General features: G+C 72.1%; 22 protein-coding genes. 13 read left to right on the forward strand and 9 right to left on the reverse strand.

The window, feature by feature from the left end:
• Positions 1–589 precede the first annotated feature (589 nt).
• The gene (locus AB0K10_RS18130; protein WP_234589045.1) at positions 590–799 is read right to left on the reverse strand and encodes a PspC domain-containing protein; all 210 of its coding nucleotides are present in this window, start codon (positions 797–799) and stop codon (positions 590–592) included.
• Positions 800–1,138: 339 nt separating this feature from the next.
• Here AB0K10_RS18130 and AB0K10_RS18135 point away from each other — a divergent pair, with 339 nt between their 5' ends.
• From AB0K10_RS18135 to AB0K10_RS18180, 10 genes are all read left to right on the forward strand, one after another.
• Positions 1,139–2,509, forward strand: coding sequence for an L-serine ammonia-lyase (locus tag AB0K10_RS18135; protein ID WP_363684781.1), 1,371 nt, complete (start codon positions 1,139–1,141; stop codon positions 2,507–2,509).
• A gap of 72 nt (positions 2,510–2,581) precedes the next feature.
• Positions 2,582–3,409 (forward strand): ABC transporter permease, encoded by an 828-nt coding sequence (locus tag AB0K10_RS18140; protein ID WP_363684782.1) that lies wholly within the window; start codon positions 2,582–2,584, stop codon positions 3,407–3,409.
• Between the two features lies 1 nt (position 3,410).
• Positions 3,411–4,157, forward strand: coding sequence for an ABC transporter ATP-binding protein (locus AB0K10_RS18145; RefSeq protein WP_363684784.1), 747 nt, complete (start codon positions 3,411–3,413; stop codon positions 4,155–4,157).
• 41 nt (positions 4,158–4,198) lie between these two features.
• Positions 4,199–6,196 (forward strand): DUF5941 domain-containing protein, encoded by a 1,998-nt coding sequence (locus AB0K10_RS18150; RefSeq protein WP_363685285.1) that lies wholly within the window; start codon positions 4,199–4,201, stop codon positions 6,194–6,196.
• Positions 6,197–6,211: 15 nt separating this feature from the next.
• Entirely contained in the window at positions 6,212–8,422 is a 2,211-nt protein-coding gene (locus tag AB0K10_RS18155; protein WP_363684786.1) for a bifunctional glycosyltransferase family 2 protein/CDP-glycerol:glycerophosphate glycerophosphotransferase, read from the forward strand.
• A gap of 130 nt (positions 8,423–8,552) precedes the next feature.
• Complete coding sequence (locus AB0K10_RS18160) at positions 8,553–9,851, forward strand: ABC transporter ATP-binding protein (RefSeq protein WP_363684788.1); 1,299 nt, start codon at positions 8,553–8,555, stop codon at positions 9,849–9,851.
• Between the two features lie 93 nt (positions 9,852–9,944).
• On the forward strand, positions 9,945–10,946 hold the full coding sequence (locus AB0K10_RS18165; protein ID WP_363684790.1) for a hypothetical protein: 1,002 nt from the start codon (positions 9,945–9,947) through the stop codon (positions 10,944–10,946).
• Positions 10,947–11,008: 62 nt separating this feature from the next.
• Positions 11,009–11,473, forward strand: coding sequence for a DUF4442 domain-containing protein (locus tag AB0K10_RS18170; protein WP_363684792.1), 465 nt, complete (start codon positions 11,009–11,011; stop codon positions 11,471–11,473).
• 60 nt (positions 11,474–11,533) lie between these two features.
• Entirely contained in the window at positions 11,534–12,340 is an 807-nt protein-coding gene (locus AB0K10_RS18175; RefSeq protein ID WP_363684794.1) for a beta-phosphoglucomutase family hydrolase, read from the forward strand.
• Positions 12,337–14,709, forward strand: coding sequence for a glycoside hydrolase family 65 protein (locus AB0K10_RS18180; protein ID WP_363684796.1), 2,373 nt, complete (start codon positions 12,337–12,339; stop codon positions 14,707–14,709). The genes AB0K10_RS18175 and AB0K10_RS18180 overlap by 4 nt, the downstream gene beginning before the upstream one ends.
• 45 nt (positions 14,710–14,754) lie before the next feature.
• Here the strand turns inward: AB0K10_RS18180 and AB0K10_RS18185 are convergent, their stop codons facing one another.
• Positions 14,755–14,934, reverse strand: coding sequence for a hypothetical protein (locus tag AB0K10_RS18185; RefSeq protein WP_358096282.1), 180 nt, complete (start codon positions 14,932–14,934; stop codon positions 14,755–14,757).
• A 198-nt stretch (positions 14,935–15,132) separates the two neighbouring features.
• Here AB0K10_RS18185 and AB0K10_RS18190 point away from each other — a divergent pair, with 198 nt between their 5' ends.
• Entirely contained in the window at positions 15,133–15,810 is a 678-nt protein-coding gene (locus AB0K10_RS18190; protein WP_363684798.1) for an alpha/beta fold hydrolase, read from the forward strand.
• A gap of 18 nt (positions 15,811–15,828) precedes the next feature.
• On the opposite strand, the gene AB0K10_RS18195 is transcribed toward AB0K10_RS18190, so the two are convergent.
• Positions 15,829–17,031 (reverse strand): AI-2E family transporter, encoded by a 1,203-nt coding sequence (locus AB0K10_RS18195; protein WP_363684800.1) that lies wholly within the window; start codon positions 17,029–17,031, stop codon positions 15,829–15,831.
• 248 nt (positions 17,032–17,279) lie between these two features.
• Here AB0K10_RS18195 and AB0K10_RS18200 point away from each other — a divergent pair, with 248 nt between their 5' ends.
• On the forward strand, positions 17,280–17,462 hold the full coding sequence (locus AB0K10_RS18200; RefSeq protein WP_007454882.1) for an antitoxin: 183 nt from the start codon (positions 17,280–17,282) through the stop codon (positions 17,460–17,462).
• Between the two features lie 70 nt (positions 17,463–17,532).
• On the opposite strand, the gene AB0K10_RS18205 is transcribed toward AB0K10_RS18200, so the two are convergent.
• On the reverse strand, positions 17,533–18,138 hold the full coding sequence (locus AB0K10_RS18205; RefSeq protein ID WP_363684802.1) for a hemerythrin domain-containing protein: 606 nt from the start codon (positions 18,136–18,138) through the stop codon (positions 17,533–17,535).
• A 199-nt stretch (positions 18,139–18,337) separates the two neighbouring features.
• Here AB0K10_RS18205 and AB0K10_RS18210 point away from each other — a divergent pair, with 199 nt between their 5' ends.
• The gene (locus AB0K10_RS18210; RefSeq protein ID WP_363684804.1) at positions 18,338–19,663 is read left to right on the forward strand and encodes an FUSC family protein; all 1,326 of its coding nucleotides are present in this window, start codon (positions 18,338–18,340) and stop codon (positions 19,661–19,663) included.
• A 10-nt stretch (positions 19,664–19,673) separates the two neighbouring features.
• Here AB0K10_RS18210 and AB0K10_RS18215 read toward each other — a convergent pair whose 3' ends face one another.
• The 5 genes from AB0K10_RS18215 to AB0K10_RS18235 all read right to left on the reverse strand — a co-directional run bounded on the left by AB0K10_RS18215 (position 19,674) and on the right by AB0K10_RS18235 (position 22,843).
• On the reverse strand, positions 19,674–20,318 hold the full coding sequence (locus tag AB0K10_RS18215) for a C39 family peptidase (RefSeq protein WP_363684806.1): 645 nt from the start codon (positions 20,316–20,318) through the stop codon (positions 19,674–19,676).
• Between the two features lie 207 nt (positions 20,319–20,525).
• The gene (locus AB0K10_RS18220) at positions 20,526–20,933 is read right to left on the reverse strand and encodes a TIGR03618 family F420-dependent PPOX class oxidoreductase (RefSeq protein WP_363684808.1); all 408 of its coding nucleotides are present in this window, start codon (positions 20,931–20,933) and stop codon (positions 20,526–20,528) included.
• A gap of 31 nt (positions 20,934–20,964) precedes the next feature.
• Positions 20,965–21,303: a YkvA family protein gene (locus tag AB0K10_RS18225; protein ID WP_363684810.1), complete on the reverse strand. Its 339-nt coding sequence runs from the start codon at positions 21,301–21,303 to the stop codon at positions 20,965–20,967.
• A 113-nt stretch (positions 21,304–21,416) separates the two neighbouring features.
• Positions 21,417–22,214, reverse strand: coding sequence for a hypothetical protein (locus tag AB0K10_RS18230; protein ID WP_363684812.1), 798 nt, complete (start codon positions 22,212–22,214; stop codon positions 21,417–21,419).
• A 269-nt stretch (positions 22,215–22,483) separates the two neighbouring features.
• On the reverse strand, positions 22,484–22,843 hold the full coding sequence (locus AB0K10_RS18235) for a hypothetical protein (RefSeq protein WP_363684814.1): 360 nt from the start codon (positions 22,841–22,843) through the stop codon (positions 22,484–22,486).
• Positions 22,844–23,030: the final 187 nt, after the last annotated feature.

Raw genomic sequence — 23,030 nt, forward strand, 5'->3', positions numbered from 1 at the left:
CGATCTGTTCCCGCTCCAGCGGGCTCAACCTCGACGCCATAACCACCCCAACGAAGAAAACGGAAGGGTGTTGCAACCACCGGTTGAGCCCGCCCAGTTAACGGAAACTGTCCAAGATCTGTTCGGGCTGCGATCGCCGCGGCTTTGTTAATCCGATAATTCGGGCAATTGGGCGTGCGGTGCGAGGCCGGTGTGGTTTCGTGCGAGGCGTGAAGTGCGGCGGGGCTGTTCAGGGGCTCGCCTCGGCACCCCGGCCGCGCGCCCCCGCAGCCCGTGCCGGCATACCCGTCCGTGCAGTCGTGCCGGCATACCCGCTCCCGCAGGCCGTGTCGGCATACCCGGGCCGGCGGCCCGCGCCCGTGCACATCAGCCTCTGCCGGTGTGGGCTGCGGGGCCTCTGCGCACGGGCAGCGGGGGCTCTGCGCACGGGCCGCGCGGGTGGGTGCGCGGACCAGGGTGCCTCCGGGGGGAGGTCCGTGCGAGCGGTGGGTGGCTCTCGGATGTTGGGCGGCGGTGCCAGGAGGAGGGCCACCATCGGCACCCGTGCGGTGGCCCTCCGGGCGGCTAGCTCAAGGGCATCTGGCTGCGGTCAGTGGCCGGTGGAGGCGAGGTAGCGGTCTTCGTTCGGCATGAGGACCCAGAGGATCAGATAGACGATCACCTGGGTGCCGGGCAGCAGCAGCGACAGCAGGAACAGCAGTCGAACCATCCCGGCGGACATGCCGAACCGCTGGCCGAGGCCGGCGCAGACACCGGCGAGCATGCGCCCCTGGCGGGGCCGAACCAGTTTGCGACTCATCGTCGTACTCCCACTCTGCGGCGGTGCGCCGCGTCTGCGATCCACGGTACGAAGGGGTGGCCATCCCGCCCTCGGTCCCGAGGAGGATCGGCGGTCCGTGGACCCGTAGGTGCATTACCCGGGCCAACCCTCCCCAACTCCTCCCGCACCCGTCCGGCGATCTGGCGGCGGTGAGCTGCCGGGAGGGTGGTGAGCTGGGCGGGTAGGCTCGCTGGTCGGGCACCCACATCCCGGGTGGCCGGCGGCCACCCGACCGGGCGGCCACGAGCGGGGCTGCCGGACCGGCGGCCACGACCGGGCGGCTCCCGTACGACGGGACGACGCCGAGGAAGCGCAGCCATGATCAGTGTTTTCGACCTCTTCAGCGTCGGCATCGGGCCGTCCAGCTCGCACACGGTCGGGCCGATGCGGGCCGCCCGTACGTTCGTGGCCGGGCTCAAGGCCGACGGGCTGCTCACCGAGACGGCGCGGGTGCAGGCCGAGCTGTTCGGTTCGCTGGGCGCCACCGGGCACGGGCACGGCAGCGACCGGGCGGTGCTGCTGGGGCTGGCCGGCGAGGCGCCGGAGACGGTCGACACCGACACCGTCGGTCCTCGCGTCGAGCGGATCCGCGCCGAGCGGCGGATCAGCCTGCTGGACGCGCACGAGATCGACTTCGATCCGGACCGGGACCTGACGCTGCACCGCCGCCGGTCGCTGCCGTACCACCCGAACGGGATGACGTTCGTGGCCTTCGACGCGGCCGGGGCGCAGGTCAGGGCGCGGAGCTACTACTCCGTCGGCGGTGGCTTCGTGGTGGACGAGGCGGCGGCGGGTGCGGACCGCATCAAGCCGGACAGCACGCGGGTGCGGTATCCGTTCCTGACCGGGGCGCAGCTGCTGGAGGTCACCAGCCGCACCGGGCTGTCGATCAGCGAGGTGATGCTGGCCAACGAGCGCTCGTGGCGCAGCGAGGCGGAGATCCGGGCGGGCCTGCTGGAGATCTGGCGGGTGATGCGGGAGTGCGTGCAGCGCGGCTGCGAGCGGGACGGCGTACTCCCTGGGGGTTTGAAGGTCCGGCGGCGCGCGGCGGAGCTGCGGCGCGGCCTGGAGGCGGAGGCCCCGACGGCGGACCCGCTGCACGTGATGGACTGGGTGACGCTGTTCGCGCTCGCGGTGAACGAGGAGAACGCGGCCGGCGGGCGGGTGGTGACCGCGCCGACGAACGGCGCGGCGGGGATCATCCCGGCGGTGCTGCACTACTACAGCCGCTTCGTCGAGAACGCCGACGACGACGGCGTGGTGCGGTTCCTGTTGACGGCCGGCGCGATCGGCGTGCTGTTCAAGGAGAACGCGTCGATCTCCGGCGCGGAGGTCGGCTGCCAGGGTGAGGTCGGCTCGGCGTGCTCGATGGCGGCGGCGGGTCTGGCCGAGGCGCTCGGTGGCACCCCGGAGCAGGTGGAGAACGCCGCCGAGATCGGGATGGAGCACAACCTCGGCCTGACCTGTGACCCGGTGGGTGGCCTGGTGCAGATCCCCTGCATCGAGCGGAACGCGGTGGCTAGCATCAAGGCGATCACGGCGGCCCGGCTGGCCCTGCGCGGCGACGGTGTGCACAAGGTGTCGCTGGACAAGGTCATCAAGACGATGCGGGAGACGGGCGCCGACATGAAGGTCAAGTACAAGGAGACGGCGCGCGGCGGTCTGGCCGTCAACGTGATCGAGTGCTGAGTCCGGTCGATTCGGGGCATTCATTCACCGACTGCTAGCCTGTCGTCCGTTTCAGGAGGCGGGAGGCTCGCGGTGACCTCTGGCGTCGCGGCCCTGTGGTCGCACCGCAACTCGCTGCGCATCCTGGTCCGGCGGGATCTGGCGGTGAAGTACCAGCAGTCGGTGCTGGGCTACTTCTGGTCGCTGATCGAGCCCCTCGGCATGGGCGCCATCTACTGGTTCATCTTCGGCGTGCTCTACTCCCGGGACACCGGGCGGCACCTCGGCGATGCGACCGAGTCGTACCCGCTGTTCCTGATCACCGGGATCTTCGCCTGGATGTGGGCCAGTTCGGCGTTGAGTGAGGCCACCAACGCGTTGACCGGCCAGTCCCGGTTGATCACCACGATGAACGTGCCACGGCAGGTCTTTCCGATCGGGCGGGTCACCGGCCGGTTCGCCGAGTACGCGGCCGGCCTGCCGATCCTGATCGCCATCGCGGTCATCTACGCGGCGCATGGCCGGATCCATCCCGGCTGGTCGCTGCTCGCCCTGCCGCTCGCGGTGACGGTGCAGGCGGTGCTGCTGGTCGGGCTGGCCCTGCTGCTGTCGGCGTGGAACGTGCTCATGCGCGACGTGGAGCGGTTTCTGCGGCTGATCATCCGGGTGCTGTTCTACGCCACGCCGATCATCTATCCGCTCAGCCTGGTCCGGGAATCCAACCTGCCGGGCTGGCTGAAGGTGGTGTACGAGCTGAACCCGCTGGTCGGGATCTTCCAGCTGCACCACGCGATCTGGTACCCGGACGAGTTCCCGGACGCCCGGCTGCTCGCCACCACTGTCGGCGGCAGCCTGCTGGTGCTGGCCGCCGGCTGGTGGTCGTTTCGCCGGTTGGAGCCCGCCGTGCTCAAGGAACTCTGACGTGGCCGCGCCGATCATCGAGGCGGATGGCCTGGGCATCCGGTTCGTCCGCAACCGTCGCCGCCAACTGCGGCTGCGGGAGCTGTTCATCCACCGGGGCGGGCGCGGTGCCCTGCCGGGCCAGTTCTGGCCGTTGCGCGACGTGTCGTTCGCCGTCGAGCCGGGCGATACCGTCGGGGTGATCGGCCGCAACGGCACCGGCAAGAGCACCCTGTTGCGGCTGATCGCCGGGGTGCTCATCCCCGACGAGGGTGACATCCGGGTGCACGGGGCGGTGGCGCCGCTGCTGGAGTTGTCCGCCGGCTTCTCCAACGAGCTGACCGGGCGGGAGAACCTGCACCTGGTCGGTGGGCTGCACGGGCTGTCGGCGAGCTACCTGAAGCGGCACTTCGACGAGATCGTCGAATTCGCCGGTGAGCAGGTGGAACGGGCCATCGACACCTCGGTGCGGCACTTCTCGTCGGGAATGAAGGTGCGGCTCGGCTTCGCGATCATCTCGCACCTGCCGCACCCGATCCTGCTGATGGACGAGGTGACCGCGGTCGGGGACGCGGAGTTCCGCGAGAAGTGTTACGCGACGATTGATCGTCTGCTCGGAGAGGGGCGCACGCTGGTGCTGGTGTCACACAACGAAAAGGACCTGACCCGGTTCTGCCGACGAGGGTTGTACCTCGACGCGGGCCGGTTGACGCTCGACGGCACCATCGCCGAGGCGCTCGACGCGTACCACGCCGCGGTTCCGCGGTGACGCTCGCGATCGTGCTCGCCGCCGGGACGTCCGCGGCGGGCCTGACCACCGCGTCCGGTGAGCCGCTTGCCGACCGTCTCGCGACCCAGCTGCGCCGGGCCGGGGCGACCGAGGTGCGCTTCGCCGCCACCCTCGACGAGTTGGCCGCGCTTGCCGACGCCGCCGACGGTCCGCTGCTGATCAGTGGCACCGACCTGGTGGCGCACACCGCCGTACTGCGGCACCTCGCCACCAGCCCGGTGGGGCCGACGGTGGCGCTGGTGCTGACCGACGCGCCGGTGCCCGGACGGACGGCCGTGCGCGAGGAGCGCGGCCAGATCGTCGACGCCGGCCCGCTGGACGCCCTCGACGGCGACGCCACAGGCGTGTTCGGTGGCGCGTTGCGCGTCGGCGTCCACGACCTGCCGACCCTGGCCGCCGCCGCGCGGGCCGCCGCTGTCGGCGCGCGACCCGTTCCCGCTCCGCTCGGCCCGGCCGGCGACGTGTCGCCGCTGCCGGCCGCCGAGGGAGCCGGACACGACGGCCCCGGGTCCGCCGTGGACCGGCTCGTCGCGGGTCTCGCGGCGCACGGCACCCTGATCTTCGCCCAGCGGGTACGTCTGCTCGTGGCGCACCGGGTCGAGGACGGCGCCGGGCTGGTCGCCGCCGAGGCGGCGGTGACGGCTGTCGACGAGGACCGCGCCGAGCTGCGGCTGTCGGTGAAGGAGAAGGACGACTTCTTCTCCACGTACTTCGTCAGCACCTGGTCCCCGTACGTCGTGCGGCTGGCGGCCCGGCTGCGGCTCACCCCGACCGGGGTCACGGTGATCTCGGTGCTGTTCGCGCTGGCCGCCGCGGTGCTGTTCGGGGTCGGCGGACGGCCGGCGCTGGTCGGTGGCGCGGTGCTGCTCTACCTCGGCTTCGTGCTGGACTGTGTCGACGGCCAGTTGGCCCGCTACACCCGGCACTTCAGCGCCTGGGGCGGCTGGCTGGACACGATGGCCGACCGGGCGAAGGAGTACCTGGTCTACGCCGGCCTCGGCTTCGGCGTGAGTCACGCCGGGCTGGGCAACGGCTGGGCGTTGGCGATCGCCGCGATGACGTTGCAGACCGTCCGGCACATGACCGACACCTGGTACGGGGTGCTGCACGACGAGGCGGCACGCCGGCCCCGGGCGGCTGGGAGTGCCGGCGGCGGGATCGGTGACCGGCTGAACGCCGCCTCGACGCGGGTGCAGGCGGACACGGGGTCGCTGTCGTACTGGCTGAAGCGGACCGTGGTGTTCCCGATCGGTGAGCGGTGGGCGCTGATCGCGCTGACCGTGGCGCTGTTCAACCCGCTGGTCAGCCTCATCGCGGTGCTGGTCTGGGGGGCGTTGGCGTTCGCGTACACCGGTGCGCTGCGTACGCTGCGGGCCCGCTGGATGCGGGTGCCGGTGCTGGACACGGTCGACGCGACCCTGCACCGCGACGACGGCCCGTTGGCCCGCCGGCTGCCGGTGGTCCGCCCGACGGGACCGCTCGCCCTGGCGGTGCTCGCCGCGCTCGGCCCGGCGGTGCTGCTGGTCGCGGCCCTGGTCGGTGACGCGTCGGACGGGCTGCGCTGGGCGGTGCCGGTGGCGTTGCTGGTGCTGCTGGCCGGTGGCCTCGGTGCCGGCGCCGCACACAACGGCCCGCTGGACTGGTTGGTCCCGGCGGCGCTGCGGGCCGCCGAGTACCTGTTCGCGATCGCGGTCGGGGTGGTCGGCGGCGCGCCGGGGTGGCTGATCTTCGGCTACGTCTTCGTGCTCACCGTGCAGCACTACGACCTGACCGCCCGGCTGGAGAAGCGGCAGACGGCGCCACCGCTGCACGCCGCGACGCTGGGCTGGGACGGACGGTCCACGCTCCTGGCCCTCGCGGCGATTGCCGGGACCGTGAGTATCGGTATGGCTACACTCGGTGCGTACCTTCTCGTGGTTTTCGTGGCGAGCGCCGTCCTGGCCTGGTTCGTCCGGCCGGCCCGTAGCGCGCGGGCGTCGGCCGCGCCGGTGGGCGCGGGAGGTGTCGCACCGCGCTGACGGAGGGACGGCCGGATGACCCTGCTCAGTTTCGTGGTGCCGGCCTTCCGGGTGCAGGGATACCTGCGCGAATGCCTGGACTCGATCCTCGGCCAGCCCGAGACCGACCTCGAGGTGATCGCCGTCGACGACTGCTCGCCGGACGCCAGCGGCGAGATCATCGACGAGTACGCGGCCCGCGACCAGCGGGTCCGGTCGGTCCGACTGTCGGAGAACGTCGGCCTCGGTCCAGCCCGCAACATCGGGCTGGACCAGGCCGTCGGCGAGTACGTGTGGTTTCTCGACGGGGACGACTGGCTGGCGCCGGACTGCCTGCCGAAGGTGGCCGAGCGGCTGCGCGCGACTCGGCCGGACGTGCTGCTGGTGGACCACGTGCGGACGCACTGGAACGACACCGCCACCCGCAGCGCGATGGCCGAGGTGTTCCCGGAGTCGCCAGGTGCGGCCACCTTCCGGCTGCGGGACCGGCCGGAGGCGATGCGGCTGCTGCACACCGCCTGGAACCGGCTGGTCCGCCGGGAGTTCCTGGTCGAGCTGGGGTTGCGCTTCTCGGACGGCTGGTACGAGGACGTGTCGTTCAGCTACCCGGTGCTGATGGCGGCGCAGCGGATCGGCGTACTGGATCGGGTCTGCGTCAACTACCGGCAGCGCCGCACGGGCGCGATCACGAAGACCCGCGGGGACCGGCACTTCGAGGTGTTCCCGCAGTGGCATCGCGTCTTCCACCTGATGGACGCCTGGTCACCGGCTGTGGACGCGCTGCGGCCGGCGGTCTTCGAACGGATGATCTGGCACTACCTGACGGTGCTCGGCAACGGTCAGCGGATCGCCCCGGAACTGCGGCAGGCGTTCTTCGCGCAGATCACCGCCGACTACGCGCGGTGGCTGCCGGACGGCGGATATCCCGTGCCGGAGGGTGTCGATGGGGTCAAGCACCGGCTGGTGGCGACCGGCCGGTGGCGGACGTTCAGCGCGTTGCGGGCCGCCAGCCGGGCCCGTGACACGGCCCGCAGGCAGGCACGTACCGCCCGACGTCGGGTCGGGCCGGCGGCCCGGCGCGGCGCGCGGCTGACCCGCGACGGGCTGCTGCGCGAGTACTACCGGGCGGAGCTGCGCCGGCCGGTGGACCCGACGCTCGCGGTGTACGCGGCCTACTGGTACCGCGGGTACTCGTGCAACCCGGCGGCGATCTACGAGGCGGCCCGCCGGCTGGCCCCGGAGGTGCGGGGCGTGTGGATCGTGCGCCGCGACCGGGTGGACGCCGTCCCGGCCGGGGTGGAGTACGTGGTCGCCGGCACCCCGGCGTACTACCGGGTCCTCGCGCGGGCCCGGTGGTTGGTCAACAACGTGAACTACCCCGACTTCGTGCGCAAGCGCCCGGAGCAGGTGCACGTGCAGACCCACCACGGCACGCCGGTGAAGGTGATGGGTCTGGACCAGCAGCGCTACCCGATCGGCGCGGGCCGGATGGACTTCGCCGGTCTGCTGCGCCGGGTGGACCGCTGGGACTACAGCGTCAGCGCCAACAGCTTCTCCACCCAGATGTGGGACCGGGCCTATCCGGCGACCTACACGACGCTGGAGGTGGGCTATCCGCGCAACGACCGGCTGGTGACGGCCAACCCGGACGAGGTACGCCGGCTGCGGGCTGAGTTCGGCCTCGGGCCCGACGAGCAGGTGGTGCTGTACGCCCCGACCCACCGGGAGCACCTGCCCGGCTACCGGCCGCCCTTCGATCCGGACCGGTTCGTGGCCGCGCTCGGCGACTCGGGGCGGCTGCTGATGCGCAGCCACTACTTCCACGACCGGGAGCGGCGGCCCGGCCGACCGCTGCATGTCCAGCGGGTACGCGACGTCAGCGGCTACCAGCGGGTGGAGGATCTGTACCTGGTGGCCGACGTGCTGGTCACCGACTACTCGTCGGCGATGTTCGACTTCGCCGTGCTGGACCGGCCGATCGTGCTCTACGCGCCGGACTGGGAGGCGTACCGCCTGGCCCGGGGTGTCTACTTCGACGTCACCGCGGAGCCACCGGGGGCCGTGGCCACCACGTTCGCCGACCTGCTCGACCTGTTTCGCACGGACGCGGTGCGCTCGGACGCCGCGCAGAAGGCCCGCCAACACTTTCGGGGCCGGTTCTGCGGCCTGGACGACGGGCGGGCGGCCGAGCGGGTGGTACGTCGGGTGTTCCTGGGCGAGCAGACAGAACCGTCGACGGGCTGCTGATCGCCTCGGCACTCGTACCGCGTAATTGGGGTGTCATGGGCCGAACATGAGACGTTTACCCGATGTGCGAAACCAATGATCCTAGTCACAGTCTTCTGGGGGTTCGGCCGACGACCTGGGGGAGGTGACGGTGAGCACCGTCGCGCTCAAAGATGTGAGCAAGATTTTCAAGGACGGCACGTTGGCCGTCGACAGCATAAATCTGGATGTGAACGACGGCGAGTTCATGGTGTTGCTGGGGCCATCCGGCTGCGGCAAGTCCACAGTGCTGCGCATGATCGCCGGTTTGGAGGACCCGACGACGGGCGCCGTGCTGCTGGACGGAGAGCTGGCGAACGACCTGCCGCCACGCGACCGCAAGATCGCCATGGTCTTCCAGGACTTCGCGCTCTATCCGCACATGACCGTCGGCGACAACATCGCCTTTCCGCTGCGGCTGGCCGGCGTGGAACCGGAGCCGCGCGGTGAGCGGGTCACCGACGTCGCCAGCGCCCTGGGCATCAGCGACGTGCTCGCCCGCAAGCCGGGGCAGCTCTCCGGCGGCCAGCGGCAGCGGGTCGCGATGGGCCGCGCAATCGTCCGACGACCCGGGCTGTTCCTGATGGACGAGCCCCTGTCGAACCTGGACAGTGGGCTCCGCGCCGAGCTGCGCGCGGAGATCTCCGGGCTGACCCGGGAGCTAGGCGTCACCACCGTCTACGTCACCCACGACCAGGCCGAGGCGCTGACCATGGCCGACCGGGTGGCCATCATGCGCCGCGGCGTGCTCCAGGACGTGGGCACACCCACCCAGGTGTACGGCCGCCCGGCGACGCTCTACGTCGCCGCCTTCCTGGGCAGCCCTCGGATGAACCTGCTGGAGGCGTCGGTCTACGTCCACCTCGACAGGTACGTCACGCTCAACCTCGGTGACCAGTCGCTCTACCTGCCGTGGAACGACATCCGTAGCCGGGCGGTCGCGCACTACCACGGTGAGCGGATCGTGGTCGGGATGCGGGCCGAGGCGCTCACCCCGGTCGCCCCGGACAGCCCGGGTGACGTGCTGCGCGGCCGTATCCGCTACCTCGAGCACCACGGGCACGAGTCGCTGGCGTTCCTCGACATCGGGGCGACCGCGATCATGGTCGACGAGATGGGCGCCCCACTGGACCCGCCGCCTGTGGGCCAGCGAGGCCTGCGCCGTTTCGGTGCGGTGATGCAGCGGCTCACCGGCAAGCCGGTGGAGCCCGAGGACGTCCCGAACGGTTCCGGGCAGACAAGCGTCCTCCCCGATCCGGGCCGGCACCACCGTCGCCCGGCTGAGCTGGCGGTGCGGCTGGCGCCGTACCCGGCGGTCACCGCAGGTCACCCGCTCGCCGTGTCGGTACGGATGGACGCGCTGCACTTCTTCGACGAGCGCGGCGCCCGGATCGACGTGGGTTGGCGCTGACGCCACGCCGCAGCGGGGTGGCGGGATGTCCGTCCAGTGCCCTACCGTCTGCCCACCTGATCCCGTATGTGACATATCGAGAGGGGTGCACCCGTGTCGGGTGACCGTCCCAGTCCGCTCGTCATCGAGCGCATCCTGCGCGACCGGCAGGGCATCTGGCAGCAGATCGTGGCCGAGGGCGACCTCAACGCCCTGACGGGGCGGATGCTGGCCAGCTCCGCCGTCGCGCTCGCCTGCTACGGGGCGGTGCTCGGGGCGTTCCACAGCCCGTTGATGGCGCTCACGTCCGCGCTGAAGCTGCCCCTGCTGTTCCTGGTCACGCTGGCCATCTGCCTGCCCACGCTGTACCTGTTCAACCTGGTGTTCGGTGCCCGGCTGTCGGTGCGCCAGTCGCTGGCGCTGGTGATGGTCGCGATCACGGTCACCTCGATGCTCGCGGTGGCGTTCGCGCCGATCAGCCTCTTCTTCCTGATCACCGCGCCCGACTACGGCTTCTTCAAGCTGCTCAACGTCGCGATCCTGACGCTGTCGGCACTGGTCGGGCTGCGGTTCCTGACCGGCGGGATGCAGGTGCTCAACGACCACGGCCTGCTCGCCCCGGCGACGAGCAACGTCCCCGCCGCCGTGCCTGCCATTGCCGTACCTGCCACGGTGCCCGCCGGTGCCGTGCCGGTCGCGGTGCCCGCCGAATCGGCGGGGGTCGCCGGTGCGGCTGCCGAGCCGGTCGCCGTACCGGCCGGAGCGGCTGCCGCCTCGACCGCGAACGGGGCCGCGCCCGACGCGACGACTGCACCGGCCCCGGCGCAGGTTCCGACGCAGTGGAGCGGTCAGCCGGCCGGCGCGTCGTTCCCGCCCGGCTACCAGCCGGCGCAGCGCCCGTGGGGCAGCCCGCAGGTTCGGCGCGGTGAGCCGACCCAGCGGCCGGCCAGCATGACGCTGCTCTACATCTGGATCCTGCTCTTCGGCTTCGTCGGCACCCAGTTGGCGTGGACGCTGCGGCCGTTCTTCGGCGACCCGGACAAGGACTTTTCCCTCTTCCGCAGCATCGACGGCAACTTCTACGCGGAGATCCTGCGTACGATCGCCAACCTCTGACCCGCCTCGTAACTGGGAAAACCCTGGTTGCCGCCCTCATTACCGAGAAGTAACGTCGGGCCATGACCATCGACTCACGCCAGGTGGCGGCCGGCATCCTGGAAGCGGTGCCGTTCGCTCGTACGCTCGGCATCGAATTCGTCGAGGTGGCCCCGGAGGCGGACGGCGGGGTGCGGGCCGTCGTCCGGCTCCCCGACACGCCGGCCACCCACAACCACGTCGGGGGCCCGCACGCCGGGGCGATGTTCACGCTCGGCGAGACGGCCTCCGGCACGGTCGTGCTGGCCGCCTTCGGGCAGCTGCTCGACCGGGCCGTGCCGCTCGCCGTCCGAGCCGAGATCGCCTACCGCAAGCTGGCCCGGGGACCGGTGCTGGCCACCGCGCGGCTCGTTCGGCCGGCTCCCGAGGTGATCGCCGAGCTGGAATCCGGTAGGCGGCCCGAGTTCGGTGTCGAGGTGGAGATCGCCACCGAGGACGGCACGCCCACGTCGGCGATGACGGTGGTCTGGACGCTGCGACCGAACTGAGCCGTGCCACGGGCGTCCAAAACGGGTTTGCGGGCCCGGCCGGGTGGTTAGATTCGTACCGTGCTGGGCCTACCTGCTCATGTGACCGCCTGTCTCTTCGATCTGGACGGTGTGCTGACGCAGACCGCCCGGGTGCACAACGCCGCCTGGACGAAGACGTTCGACGATTTCCTGCGGCAGCGCGCCACGGCGACCGGAGAACCCTTCCAGCCGTTCGACCCCGGCCCCGACTACAACCGCTACGTCGACGGCCGGCCCCGCGCCGACGGCGTCCGGTCGTTCCTCGCCTCCCGGGGCATCGTGCTTCCCGAGGGCAGCCCGGACGACCCGCCCGACGCCGACACCGTCAACGGCGTCGGCAACCGCAAAAACGTCCTCCTGCTGGAACAGCTGCGCACCTCCGGTGTCGAGGTCTACCCGGGCTCGGTGCGCTACCTGGAGGCGGCGACGGCTGCCGGGCTGCGCCGGGCGGTGGTCACCGCGAGCGCCAACGGGCGCGAGGTGGTCGCCGCTGCCGGGCTGGAAGCTCTGCTGGAGGCGCGGGTCGACGGACTCGTCGCCCGGGAACAGAAGCTGCGCGGCAAGCCGCAACCCGACACCTTCCTGGCCGGGGCCAGGATCCTCGGCGTGGACCCCACCCAGGCCGCCGTCTTCGAGGACGCGCTCTCCGGGGTGGCGGCCGGCCGCGCCGGCGGCTTCGGGTACGTGATCGGTGTCGACCGGGTGGGACAGGCCGACGAACTGCTCGCGCACGGCGCCGACATCGTCGTCAAGGACCTCGCCGACCTGCTCGACGCGGGCGACGCCGCCGCAGGGGTGCCGCGCACGGCCGGCCAGACGTCGACAGGTGAGCGGGGCGGCGCATGATCCGGGAACGGGCCTATCCCGTCGAGCCGTGGCACATCCGGGAGACCCGCCTGGACATGGACGTGCTGGCCCAGTCGGAGTCGGTCTTCGCGCTCTCCAACGGGCACGTCGGGCTGCGCGGAAACCTCGACGAGGGCGAACCGCACGGCCTACCCGGCACGTACCTCAACTCGTTTTACGAGCTCCGTCCGCTGCCGTACGCGGAGGCCGGCTACGGCTTCCCCGAGTCCGGGCAGACCATCGTCAACGTCACCAACGGCAAGCTGATCAGGCTGCTCGTCGACGACGAGCCTCTCGACGTCCGCTACGGCGAGCTGCTGTCCCACGAGCGGGTCCTCGACATGCGCGCCGGCACCCTGCACCGGGAGCTGCACTGGCGCTCGCCGGCCGGCCGCGAGGTCAAGGTCCGCAGCACCCGGCTCGTGTCGTTCACCCAGCGCTCGGTCGCCGCGATCAGCTACGAGGTGGAGGCCGTCGACCGCCCGCTGCGGCTGATCGTCCAGTCCGAGCTGGTGGCCAACGAGTCGCTGCCGGCGCAGAGCAAGGACCCCCGGGTCGCGGCCGTGCTGGAGTCGCCGTTGCAGGCCGAGGAGGAGCTGACCACCCCGGACGGCGGGCAGCTCATCCACCGCACCAAGGTCTCCGGGCTGCGGGTGGCCGCCGCGATGGAACACGAGGTGCACGGCCCGGACCACACCACCATCGAGTCCGAGGGGTACGAGGACTGGGTCCGCACCACCATCGGCTGCGTGCTCAAGCCCGGCGAGAAGCTGCGGGTGGTCAAGTACCTGACGTACGGCTGGTCCAGTCGCCGCTCGCTGCCCGCGCTCCGCGACCAGGTCGGCGCCGCGCTGGCCGGTGCCCGCCTCGACGGCTGGGACGGGCTGCACCGGGAGCAGCGCAACTACCTCGACGAGTTCTGGGACGCCGCCGACGTGCTGGTCGAGGGCGATCCGGAGATCCAGCAGGCCGTGCGGTTCGGTCTGTTCCACGTACTCCAGGCCGGCGCCCGGGCCGAGCAGCGGCCGATCTCGGCGAAGGGGTTGACGGGCCCCGGCTACGACGGGCACGCCTTCTGGGACACCGAGATGTTCGTCCTGCCCGTGCTCACGTACACCCAGCCCAGCGCGGTGCGCAGCGCCCTGCAGTGGCGGCACAGCACCCTGGAGCTGGCACGGGAGCGGGCCGAGACCCTCAACCTCAAGGGCGCCGCCTTCCCGTGGCGGACCATCGAGGGGCCGGAGTCCTCCGGATACTGGCCGGCCGGCACGGCGGCGTTCCACATCGCCGCAGACATCGCCGACGCGGTACGCCGGTACGTGCTGGTCACCGGGGACACCGCCATGGAGCGGGAGATCGGGCTGGACCTGCTGGTGGAGACCGCCCGGCTGTGGCGCTCGATCGGGCACCACGACCGGCACGGCCGCTTCCACATCGACGGGGTCACCGGCCCCGACGAGTACACCGCGGTGAAGAACGACAACATCTACACCAACCTGATGGCACAGCGGAACCTGCTCACCGCCGCCGAGGTGGTGATGCGCTACCGGGACGAGGCGTTCCATCTCGGGGTCACCGACGAGGAGGCGGCGAGCTGGCGCGACGCGGCCAACTCGATGCACGTGCCGTACGACGACGAGCTGGAAGTGCACCAGCAGGTGGAGGGGTTCACCCGGCTCCAGGAGTGGGACTTCCCGCACACGCCCACCGAGAAGTATCCGCTGCTGCTGCACTACCCGTACTTCGAGCTGTACCGCAAGCAGGTCGTCAAGCAGGCCGACCTGGTCCTGGCGATGCACTGGCGGGGGGACGCCTTCACCCCCGAGCAGAAGGTACGCAACTTCCTCTACTACGAGCGACGGACGGTGCGGGACTCGTCACTGTCGGCCTGCACCCAGTCGGTGCTCGCCGCCGAGGTGGGCCATCCCGACCTGGCGCACATCTACCTGCGCGAGGCCGCGCTGATGGACCTGCACGACCTCAACGAGAACACCCGTGACGGCGTGCACATGGCCTCGCTGGCCGGCGCGTGGCTAGCCCTGGTCAGCGGCTTCGGCGGCCTGCGCGATCACGACGGCGAGCTGTCCTTCGCACCCCGGCTCTCCAGCCGGCTCAGTCGACTGGAGTTCTCGCTGCAGTGGCGCGGGCTGGCGCTGCGGGTGGACGTCCGACCCCACCAGACGACGTACTCGCTGCGCCACGGTGGCCCGGACGACGTGGTGGAGCTGCGTCACCACGACCAGATCCTGCGGGTCACCTGCGACGAGCCGGTGACCGTGCCGGTCCCGCCGGCCGAGCCCTCGGGTCCGGCGCCGGAGCAGCCGCCGGGCCGGTCGCCGCTGCTCCGCTTGCCCGAGCACGACCAGTGACGGCCGGGGCGGGAGTGCTCCCGCCCCGGCCGTCACAGGCGTACGTCAGATCGGCTCGCCTGTCGACGGGCGTCCGATCGCGTCCCGGGGCGCTGCCGCCTTGGGGTCGTCGGGCAGCCGGGCCGAAGCGGCCTGGTCCCCGAAGTCCTGGTTGCGCTCGGCGTCCTGTTCACGCTGGGCGCGCTCGGTCATCTGCTGCTGCCGGGAAATCTGCTGCTTGGCCATCGTGATCCTCGCGATCCGTCGGGGCGCGGCTGCGCCTACACGGTCTGCGGTCTCCTCGTCGCGTACCCGGCGGACCACCCGGCAAACGCCGTGCCTGGACGTGCGCGATCGGGGCCGCCCGACGCGGCGGGTGACGTGGGCGCGTGTGGCGCGGCGGGCGGGGTAAGCGGGCGGAAGGCAAGCACGTGGAGGTGCGGCATGGCTGAGCAACGCAGCACGATGACCATCCCGGTCCGGGACGCCCAGCTTCCCGCTGATCTGCTGCTGCCCGCCCAGCCGGTCGGCGTGGTGCTGTTCGCGCACGGCAGCGGTAGCTCGCGGCACAGCCCGCGCAACGTCGCGGTGGCCCGGGCACTGAACGACCGCGGCCTCGCGACAGTGCTGGTGGATCTGCTCACCCCGGCCGAGGACGAGGTGGACGCGCGTACCGCCGAACTGCGGTTCGACATCGGGTTGTTGGCCAGTCGGCTGGCCGGGATCGTCGACTGGTTGGCGGCCGAGCGCCCCGCCGGTGACGTGCCTATCGGTCTCTTCGGTGCCAGCACGGGTGCCGCCGCCGCGCTGGTCGCGGCCGCGTCCCGCGCCGACCGGGTGGGCGCGGTGGTGTCCCGGGGCGGCCGACCCGACCTGGCCGGCGCGGCGCTGGCTCAGGTGCGTACCCCGACGTTGCTGCTGGTCGGCGGCCTGGACGAGGAAGTGATCACGATCAACGAGCGGGCGCGCACCGAGTTGGGGGAGATCGGCGAGCTCTGGGTGGTGCCGGGAGCCACCCATCTCTTCGAGGAGCCCGGCGCGCTCGACCAGGTCGCCGACCATGCCGGCACCTGGTTCACCACCCATCTCGCCCGGACGACGGCTGCGCCGCGCCGCTCGTGAGCGACGCGGCGTGCCGCCTCAGGAGTGTGCCGCCGCCTCCGCGCTGGAGCGGCGACGCTGCACGGTGTCGATGATCCGCCAGAGGACGGCGGTGATCGGGACGCTGACGAAGGCACCGGCGATGCCCGCGATCAGGGTGCCGGCGGTGACCGCCACCAGGATCACGGCCGGGTGCAGCCGTACCTGACGCTTCATGACCAACGGTTCCAGCAGGTTGCCCTCGATCTGCTGCACGGCGACCACCGCGGCGAGGGTGAGCAGAGCTGTCGTCGGCCCGTTGGCTGCCAGCGCCACCAGCACAGCGACCGCGCCGGCCACCGTGGCCCCGATGATCGGTATGAAGCCGCCGAGGAAGGTGATCAGCGCCAGGGGCAGGGCCAGCGGCACCCCCAGCAGCACCAACGCCAGGCCGATGCCGATCGCGTCGATCGCCGCGATCAGCATGGTCCCCCGGCTGTACGCGCCCAACGTCTGCCAGCCGGCCCGGCCGGCCTCGGCGGCCACCTGTCGGTTCGGGCCGGTCATCCGGGACAGCGTCCAGTGCCACATCGACCGGCCGTCCTTGAGCAGGAAGAAGAGCAGCACCAGGGCAAGCAGCGCGGAGCCGACGACCTCGCTGGCCGTTCGGGCACCCGCCACCGGGTCCGGAGAGCTGCCACTGAGCCCTTCCCGAGCCTGGTCGATCAGCTTGTCGAGCTGGGCGTCGCTGACCGGCAGGGTGGACGTGACGAATTCTCGGCTGCGGTCCAACCCCTGGGTCAGTTCCTGGCTGAGCTGGTCGAACTGGCTGGCCGTCAGATTCCACACCAGCGCGCCCACCCCCACCAGGATGCCGAGCAGCAGCAGGACGGTGAGCAGCGCCGCCAGTGCCGCGGGCAGGCGCAGGCGGCGTAGCCGGAGCAGCACCGGATCGAGCAGCGCGGTGAGGAAGATGGTGGCGGCCAGGGCGATGGCCAGCGGGGCCAGCAGGACGGCGATCTGACCCAGCAGGTAGAGCCCGGCGATGATCACCACCAGGCAGGCGCTCCACAGCACCGCGGTCCGGACCAGCCAGGGCAGGGCCGCCCACGCCTGGCGTGCCCCGGTCTCGCCGGTCGCCGCGGTGCCGGGCGTGGGAGTGGTGCCGGTCGCCGGCGCGGTGCCGGTCGTGGACGCCGCGCCGCTTGTGGACGCGGTGCCGCTTGTCGGCGCGGCGTCCGCCCCGGGTTCGTCTGCCGTCATGTCGGCCCTCCTCGATCTCGGCGAGGTCGGTACCCGGCCGGCGCTGCGCCGACACCCGAATCGCGCCAGCGCTGGGCTGACCGTCGGAGGAACGGATGTGTCCTCCACGGCCCTGGGCGTGCCGCCCGCGCGGATCGTACGCCGAGGTGGGCCGGTCGGCCGGGCCTTCGCCATCCACGTCCGGACCGTCGGCGTTTGCGCTGACCGGCCCAGGGAACGCGAAGGAAAACGAGCTGAGGAGGAGCGCCGTGGGTGACTTCATGGACAAGGCCAAGGACGTCGCGGACAAGCACGACAAGCAGGTCGATCAGGGTATGGAGAAGGCCGGCGACATGGCCGACAAGCGCACGGGCGGCAAGTACGACGACCAGATCGACAAGGGCGTGGATCAGGCGCAGGCGCGTACCGGTGAGGGTGACCAGGTCCGCTGACGGATCGGACATGTCCCGGGCCGCCGAGGATTCGGCGGCCCGGGATTGTCTCTGTCGGACGGTACGTCGGTCAGTGCTGCTGCTTCTCGCGTAGCTCGTCCACCGAGGTCGGTCGGCCACTCAGTGCGTCACGCAGCCGGTCGATCATCCCGGTGCCGGGGGCGAGCAGCTTGTTCGCCGGCGGGTGGTCCGGCGCGCTCGGGTGCGGCCGGGTCGGTGCCACCTTCTTGAACGCCGTGACCTTGCCGGCCAGCTCGACCAGCTCCTCCCGGGCGGTGGCGGCGCGCAGCCGGGGGAAGAGGTCGCTCTCCTCGTCCTGCACGTGGTGGCGGATGGTGCTGGTCAGGTGGGCGAGCAGCTCGTCGAAGCGGGGGTCGGACGCCTCGACCGACTCCAGGTCCTTCATGGTCCGTTCGGCGTCGGAGTGTTCCTCGATCTCGTGATCGGCGAGTTGGTCGCCGTCGGGCAGCGCCTTGCGAGCCGTCGGATAGACGTACGCCTCCTCGGCCACCGCGTGACGGACCAACTCGGCGATCACGACGTCGGCGAGCTGGCGGCGGTGCTCGGGAGTGCCCTGCCGCGTCTCCAGTTCGACGAAGAGGGTCTCGACCTCGCGGTGATCGGCGACGAGGATGTCGACGACGTCCTGGTCGCCGGTGGTCTGTGGATTGGTCATCTGGGCCCCTTGCCGGTTGCGGTCGGTAGGTGTGTGGCCCCTGGTACCCCGCAGCGTTCGGGCAAACCCACGGTCGCCGATGGATTTGGCGGAAGGACCGTCGTCCGTGGTCGGGCTGACGGATGGTGCTGACGGTGTTCGTGGGACGCGCGGGACGGAGGAGCACGATTGGCCCGTCGGCCCCGGGGTAACCGCCGCCATGGCCGACGACCACCCACCAGCCGACCGGAACCGGTCGACGCTCGGCGAGGCCGCCGAGCGCAGCGGCCGGACGGTGGATCGGGTGTGGCACCGCGGCGGGCAGGCCAGCCGGATCCGGGTCCGGCAGCTGGAGGTCACCCTGGTGATCGCCGTCCAGGCCGGGCTGGCCGCGGCGCTCGCCGGCCTGATCGCGCAGCATTTCCTCGGCCCCGGGGCGCACGTCTTCGCTCCCGCCGCCGCCGTCGGTACGATCGCCACCGCCATCGGCCAGCGGGCCCGACGCACCTTCGAGCTGCTGTTCGGCGTCGGCCTGGGCATCGTCATCGGCGACACGTTGCGCTTCCTCATCGGCTCCGGGCCGTGGCAGACAGGCGTGGTCGTCGCCCTGGCCATCGCCAGCGCCCTCCTGGTGGCCGGCAAGGGCGGCCCGCTTGTCGGCCAGGCCGGCGGTACCGCCGTACTGATCGCCACGCTGGCACCGATGGAGCGTGGCCTGGAACTGCCGAGGATCGTCGACGCGGTCGTCGGCGGCGCGGTAGGTCTCCTGGTCGTGGCGCTGCTGGTGCCGGTCAACCCGATGCGCGTGCTGGACCGCGCCGCCGCGCCGATCTTCGCGGTCCTGCGCGAGCAGCTCGCCGAGCTGGCACAGGCGGTACGCGAGCGCGACGTCGAACGGACGAAGGGTGTCCTGGAGCGGCTTCGCGGCACCGAGGGCGACGTGGGACGCCTGAACGACTCGCTGAGTGGGGCGGAGGAGGTGGTCACCATCGCCCCGGCGCGCTGGCACCGCCGCCAACAGTTCCACGAGTACGCCCGCAGCGCGTCACACCTGGAGCGGCTGCTGCTGGACACCCGCGCGCTGGCCCGCTGGTCGACGACCGCCCTGCAGTACGACGAGCCGATCCCGTCGGAGCTGCCGGACGCGATCGCCCGGCTGGGACAGGCGGTGGAGGAGATGCGGAGGGAGTGCCGGGTCGGCGATACACCGTTGTGCACCCGGAAGGTGGTCGAGGAGTGCGCCGAGCTGGCCGGGCGATCCGCCGCGCTCGGGGTCAAATCGTTCGGCGACGCGCTCGTCACCGGCCTGCGTACCGCTGCCAGCGACCTGCTCCGGGCGGCCGGCTGTGAACCGGACGACGCCAACCGGATCGTGCGCAGGGCGGCCGGCGCCGGCGAGGCGGCCATCAACCCACCGATCCGACGCCATCTGCACCGCGTCCGGCCGACTCGGGCCGCCCGGGCACGTCGGCGAGCGCACCTCGCCTCCCGTCGGCGCGACAGCGACAGGGCCGGCCTCCCCGCGCGGGGGAGACCGGCCCGGTGAAACCGTCGGATCAGGAGGAGTAGCCGCGCTCGGCAATCCAGTTGGCGACCTTCGGCAGGCTCATCCAGTACTCGCCCAGCGCGGGGTCGGCCGGGTCGGCGACGCGGATGGTGTCCCCACCGTCGCGGTAGCCAACGAGCGTCAGGTAGTGGCCGCCCTCGTACGAGTGCGGGTTGCCGTCGGTGTCCACTGTCGTGCCCTTGATGTTGGCCACCACCGGACGGCCGGCGTCGATCGCGGCCAGCACGTCCCGGCGCAGCTGCTCGACCTGGTCCGGGCGGGCCACCGAGTCACGGATCTCGGTGGTCCGGTAGCGACCGCCGGTCAGCTCGTTGAGCACGCGTGTGGTGTCCAGGGCCGACGGTGTGCCCGCCTCGGTGGTGGCGAGCCGCTTGGCCACCTCGTCCTGGGACAGCGCCTTGCCCTGCGCGGAGAGCGCGATCCGGGTCGCGGCCGGGCCGCAGTAGAAGAAGTTCGGCTGGGCCTGGTAGTCGACGTCGAGGATCCGTTCGGCGCTGCGGTTGCTCTGGCTCGACGAGGACGGGGCGGCCTGCGCGGGGGCCGCCTGCGCGGCGACGGCGGGGCCGAGGGCGCAACCGCCCGCGACCAGCAGGCCGACGACGGACAGGCCACTCTTCTGCACGATCGGGTTCATGGTCGAGTCTCCGTTCGGGGGTGCCGCCTCCGTGGCGGTCTCGGCCGTGCGTACCGGGGACGTAACGGCCCTGCTCCGGGCGGCATTCCGCCGCCGGCTGCCGTTCCGGGCGTCGTAGCCAGGTGTAACGGCTGCCGGCGGTGCGGGATTCCGCAGGTGTGGGCTCCGACGCCGAAGCGGTCGGACGGCCACGTAACGGACGTCAGGTCAGAGACTTCCCAGCAGCCCGGTCACGGTGATCTCGATGACCACGCGCTCCGGATTCGGGCGCGGTGTCCGGTACCGCTCGGCGTAGCGGCGCTCCGCCTCCGCGACGGAGGCTTGATCCGACCGGAGCACCGCTCGGCCCTCGATCGTCAACCAACGGCGGCCGTCCACGTGGCAGACGGCCACCGGAGTGCCCGTGTCGCCGGCGGCGGCCACCTGTCGCGCCTTGCGGGACGTGCCGGAGGTGATCACCCGGGCCAACCCGGCAGCCGCGTCGAGGGTGACCCCGACCGGCACCACGTGCGGGGTGCCGTCGGCACGCAGGGTGGTAAGCGTCGCCAGGTGCCGTTCCGCGCAGAAGGCGGCGACCCGGTCGTCGCGGATGTCCAGCCGATGATCGCCCGCCACGTCCGTCCCCCGTCCTGTGCGCCAACCCCGATCATCGTACGGAGCGGGCGCGGTTCGGTTCCGGCGGCGCGTCCGGCTGCCCGGGCAGGCGACGGCCGGCCGCCCGGCGCTTGTGCACGAGCCGGGTGAGGTAGATCAGCGCGCCGGCCAGAACGCCCATGTCGTCCAGGTAGATCGGATCCGGGAGGATGTCCACCGGAAAGATCGTGTAGATCAGCGCTCCGTAGAAGGCCACCTTGCCGCTCGCGCCGAGCCCGGTCAGCAGCCGCCTCGTACGCACCAGGCGTACCGCCAGCACCACCGCGCCGACCAGTGTGGCGATCGCCAGGATGCCGGCGATCACCACGAGGACCCACGCCTGTCGGGACATGGCGTCACGCTAACCCAGAAGCGCGGGACCGGCCCGGCGCGCCGCTGGCCGAACCGCCCGCCGGGCGCGGCGTGCTGCGGTGCCTGCGGTCGGGACGAGCCCAGCCGCAGGCGTCAGAACGCCGGCACCGCGGCCCGACCGCGAGCGACCACCGTGTTCTCCCGGGTCTGCTCGGCCGACGGCCGGAGGACCTCGCTGAGCGGCAGCACCGACGCCGACTCCGCCACCCGCCGTCCGGTCGCCGCGTGGGCCTCCTCGCGCAGGCTGCGAGCCGCCGCCACGGCCAGTTCCGCGGCCCGCCAGGCCGCCTGCTCCCGCTCTTGGGCGACGACGTGCCGGGCCGCCAGGTTGTCGCGGATCGCCCGCTGCAACACGAGTTCCTGCTCGACGGGGTGCAGCCGCGGGTCCCAGCCGTCGCGGTGCGCGAAGACGTCGCTGAGCTGCTCCACCGACAGTTCCCGCCGCCAGTACGCGTCCAGCGCGGCCCGGTGCAGGTAGCGCTCGCGGTCGGCGTACTCGGCAGGGGTCCGGGCGGTGTGCGGCAGCGGCATCGCGGCCGCCGCGCCGAGTCGCCGTACGCCGGTCTCGGCCGCCTCCAGCGCCTGCCAGGCAGCTTCGACGGTCTCCTGCGCGGCCACCCACTCGGCCCGTCGGCGCTGGGCGGTGGTGGTGGCGCGCTCGGCGGCCACCGCGATCTCCTGCGCGTAGCGGCTCTGCTCCCGCTCCTTATGGGCCTGTTCGAGCTGGCTGGGCATGGCCGCGTCGCGGATCCGGGCGGCCGGGTCGAGGCGGAACCGGCCGGGTCGCAGCAGGAGCGCGGCGACGGCGACCACAACGACCCCGAGGAGGCTCAGCCAGATGGCGGCGGCCCGGGGCATGTCGGGCAGGACGGCGGAGAGGACGGTCTGCATGATCAGCACCTCGCGGTCGAACGACGGTATCGACGGATGGGTCCTGACGGCACCGGGCCGGTCGCTCGACTGGTGTCGACGCGCCGGGCTCCGAGTGGTCGGGGTGAGCTGCGGATGGCCGCCCGAGGCTCGGGTCGATCGCGGCCGGGCGAGATCTCACGAGCCGGATCGGGTCTGGCTGCGGGTCACGCGGCGGCGGCGACCGGGCACCCGGACGCACGACCCGAAGCCGGGTCACGGGGAGCGTCGGGTGGCCGGACGGCCTGGGGTCAGCTGGTGGGAGGGCCGCGTCGGGGCGGGGCGCCGCGACCGGGCGCAACGGCCGGCGCGTGCTCCGCGCCCGCGAGGACCGGGCCGGTCGGGGTGGCGACGACGGCTTCGCTGCTCGGCCGGGGCGCGGCCGGCTGGCTCGTACGCTCGGTGGCCGCGACAGCCTCGGGTCGAACGGCGTCCACGCGGCTGCTGACGGCGCTGGGCCGTAGTTGAGCCTGGGCGGACGGCGGCGTGGCGGCGAGGGCGCCGCCGAGACCGACCGCGAGCACCAGCGCGGTGACCGCCAGCCGGGTCAGCTCCCGCAGTGACCGCAGCACGGCCCACCGGGCTGGGCGGACCAGGGCTGCGGACGACACCTGACCAACCTATCGCCCGAGCCGGTGTGGCGCAGCACCCCGGCCGGCGCGATCGGGGTGACCGCCACCACCGTCGACACTGTGGACGGTGTAGACCCGTGGTCGCGCCGGGTGCCCGGGAGCCGAACCACGATGACCCCTGCCGCAGCAGGCGGCAGGGGTCATTCGAGGATCTCGTGCGGCGCCG

The sequence above is a fragment of the Micromonospora sp. NPDC049274 genome, assembly GCF_040678875.1.
In the GTDB taxonomy this organism is placed as follows: domain Bacteria; phylum Actinomycetota; class Actinomycetes; order Mycobacteriales; family Micromonosporaceae; genus Micromonospora.

What these genes read in the sequence shown, in the direction of transcription:
- AB0K10_RS18130 (WP_234589045.1), bottom strand. Translation starts at nt 799, where the DNA reads ATGAGTCGCAAACTGGTTCGGCCCCGCCAGGGGCGCATGCTCGCCGGT.
- AB0K10_RS18135 (WP_363684781.1), top strand. Translation starts at nt 1,139, where the DNA reads ATGATCAGTGTTTTCGACCTCTTCAGCGTCGGCATCGGGCCGTCCAGC.
- AB0K10_RS18155 (WP_363684786.1), top strand. Translation starts at nt 6,212, where the DNA reads ATGACCCTGCTCAGTTTCGTGGTGCCGGCCTTCCGGGTGCAGGGATAC.
- AB0K10_RS18170 (WP_363684792.1), top strand. Translation starts at nt 11,009, where the DNA reads ATGACCATCGACTCACGCCAGGTGGCGGCCGGCATCCTGGAAGCGGTG.
- AB0K10_RS18180 (WP_363684796.1), top strand. Translation starts at nt 12,337, where the DNA reads ATGATCCGGGAACGGGCCTATCCCGTCGAGCCGTGGCACATCCGGGAG.
- AB0K10_RS18185 (WP_358096282.1), bottom strand. Translation starts at nt 14,934, where the DNA reads ATGGCCAAGCAGCAGATTTCCCGGCAGCAGCAGATGACCGAGCGCGCC.
- AB0K10_RS18190 (WP_363684798.1), top strand. Translation starts at nt 15,133, where the DNA reads ATGGCTGAGCAACGCAGCACGATGACCATCCCGGTCCGGGACGCCCAG.
- AB0K10_RS18195 (WP_363684800.1), bottom strand. Translation starts at nt 17,031, where the DNA reads ATGACGGCAGACGAACCCGGGGCGGACGCCGCGCCGACAAGCGGCACC.
- AB0K10_RS18205 (WP_363684802.1), bottom strand. Translation starts at nt 18,138, where the DNA reads ATGACCAATCCACAGACCACCGGCGACCAGGACGTCGTCGACATCCTC.
- AB0K10_RS18210 (WP_363684804.1), top strand. Translation starts at nt 18,338, where the DNA reads ATGGCCGACGACCACCCACCAGCCGACCGGAACCGGTCGACGCTCGGC.
- AB0K10_RS18215 (WP_363684806.1), bottom strand. Translation starts at nt 20,318, where the DNA reads ATGAACCCGATCGTGCAGAAGAGTGGCCTGTCCGTCGTCGGCCTGCTG.
- AB0K10_RS18225 (WP_363684810.1), bottom strand. Translation starts at nt 21,303, where the DNA reads ATGTCCCGACAGGCGTGGGTCCTCGTGGTGATCGCCGGCATCCTGGCG.
- AB0K10_RS18230 (WP_363684812.1), bottom strand. Translation starts at nt 22,214, where the DNA reads ATGCAGACCGTCCTCTCCGCCGTCCTGCCCGACATGCCCCGGGCCGCC.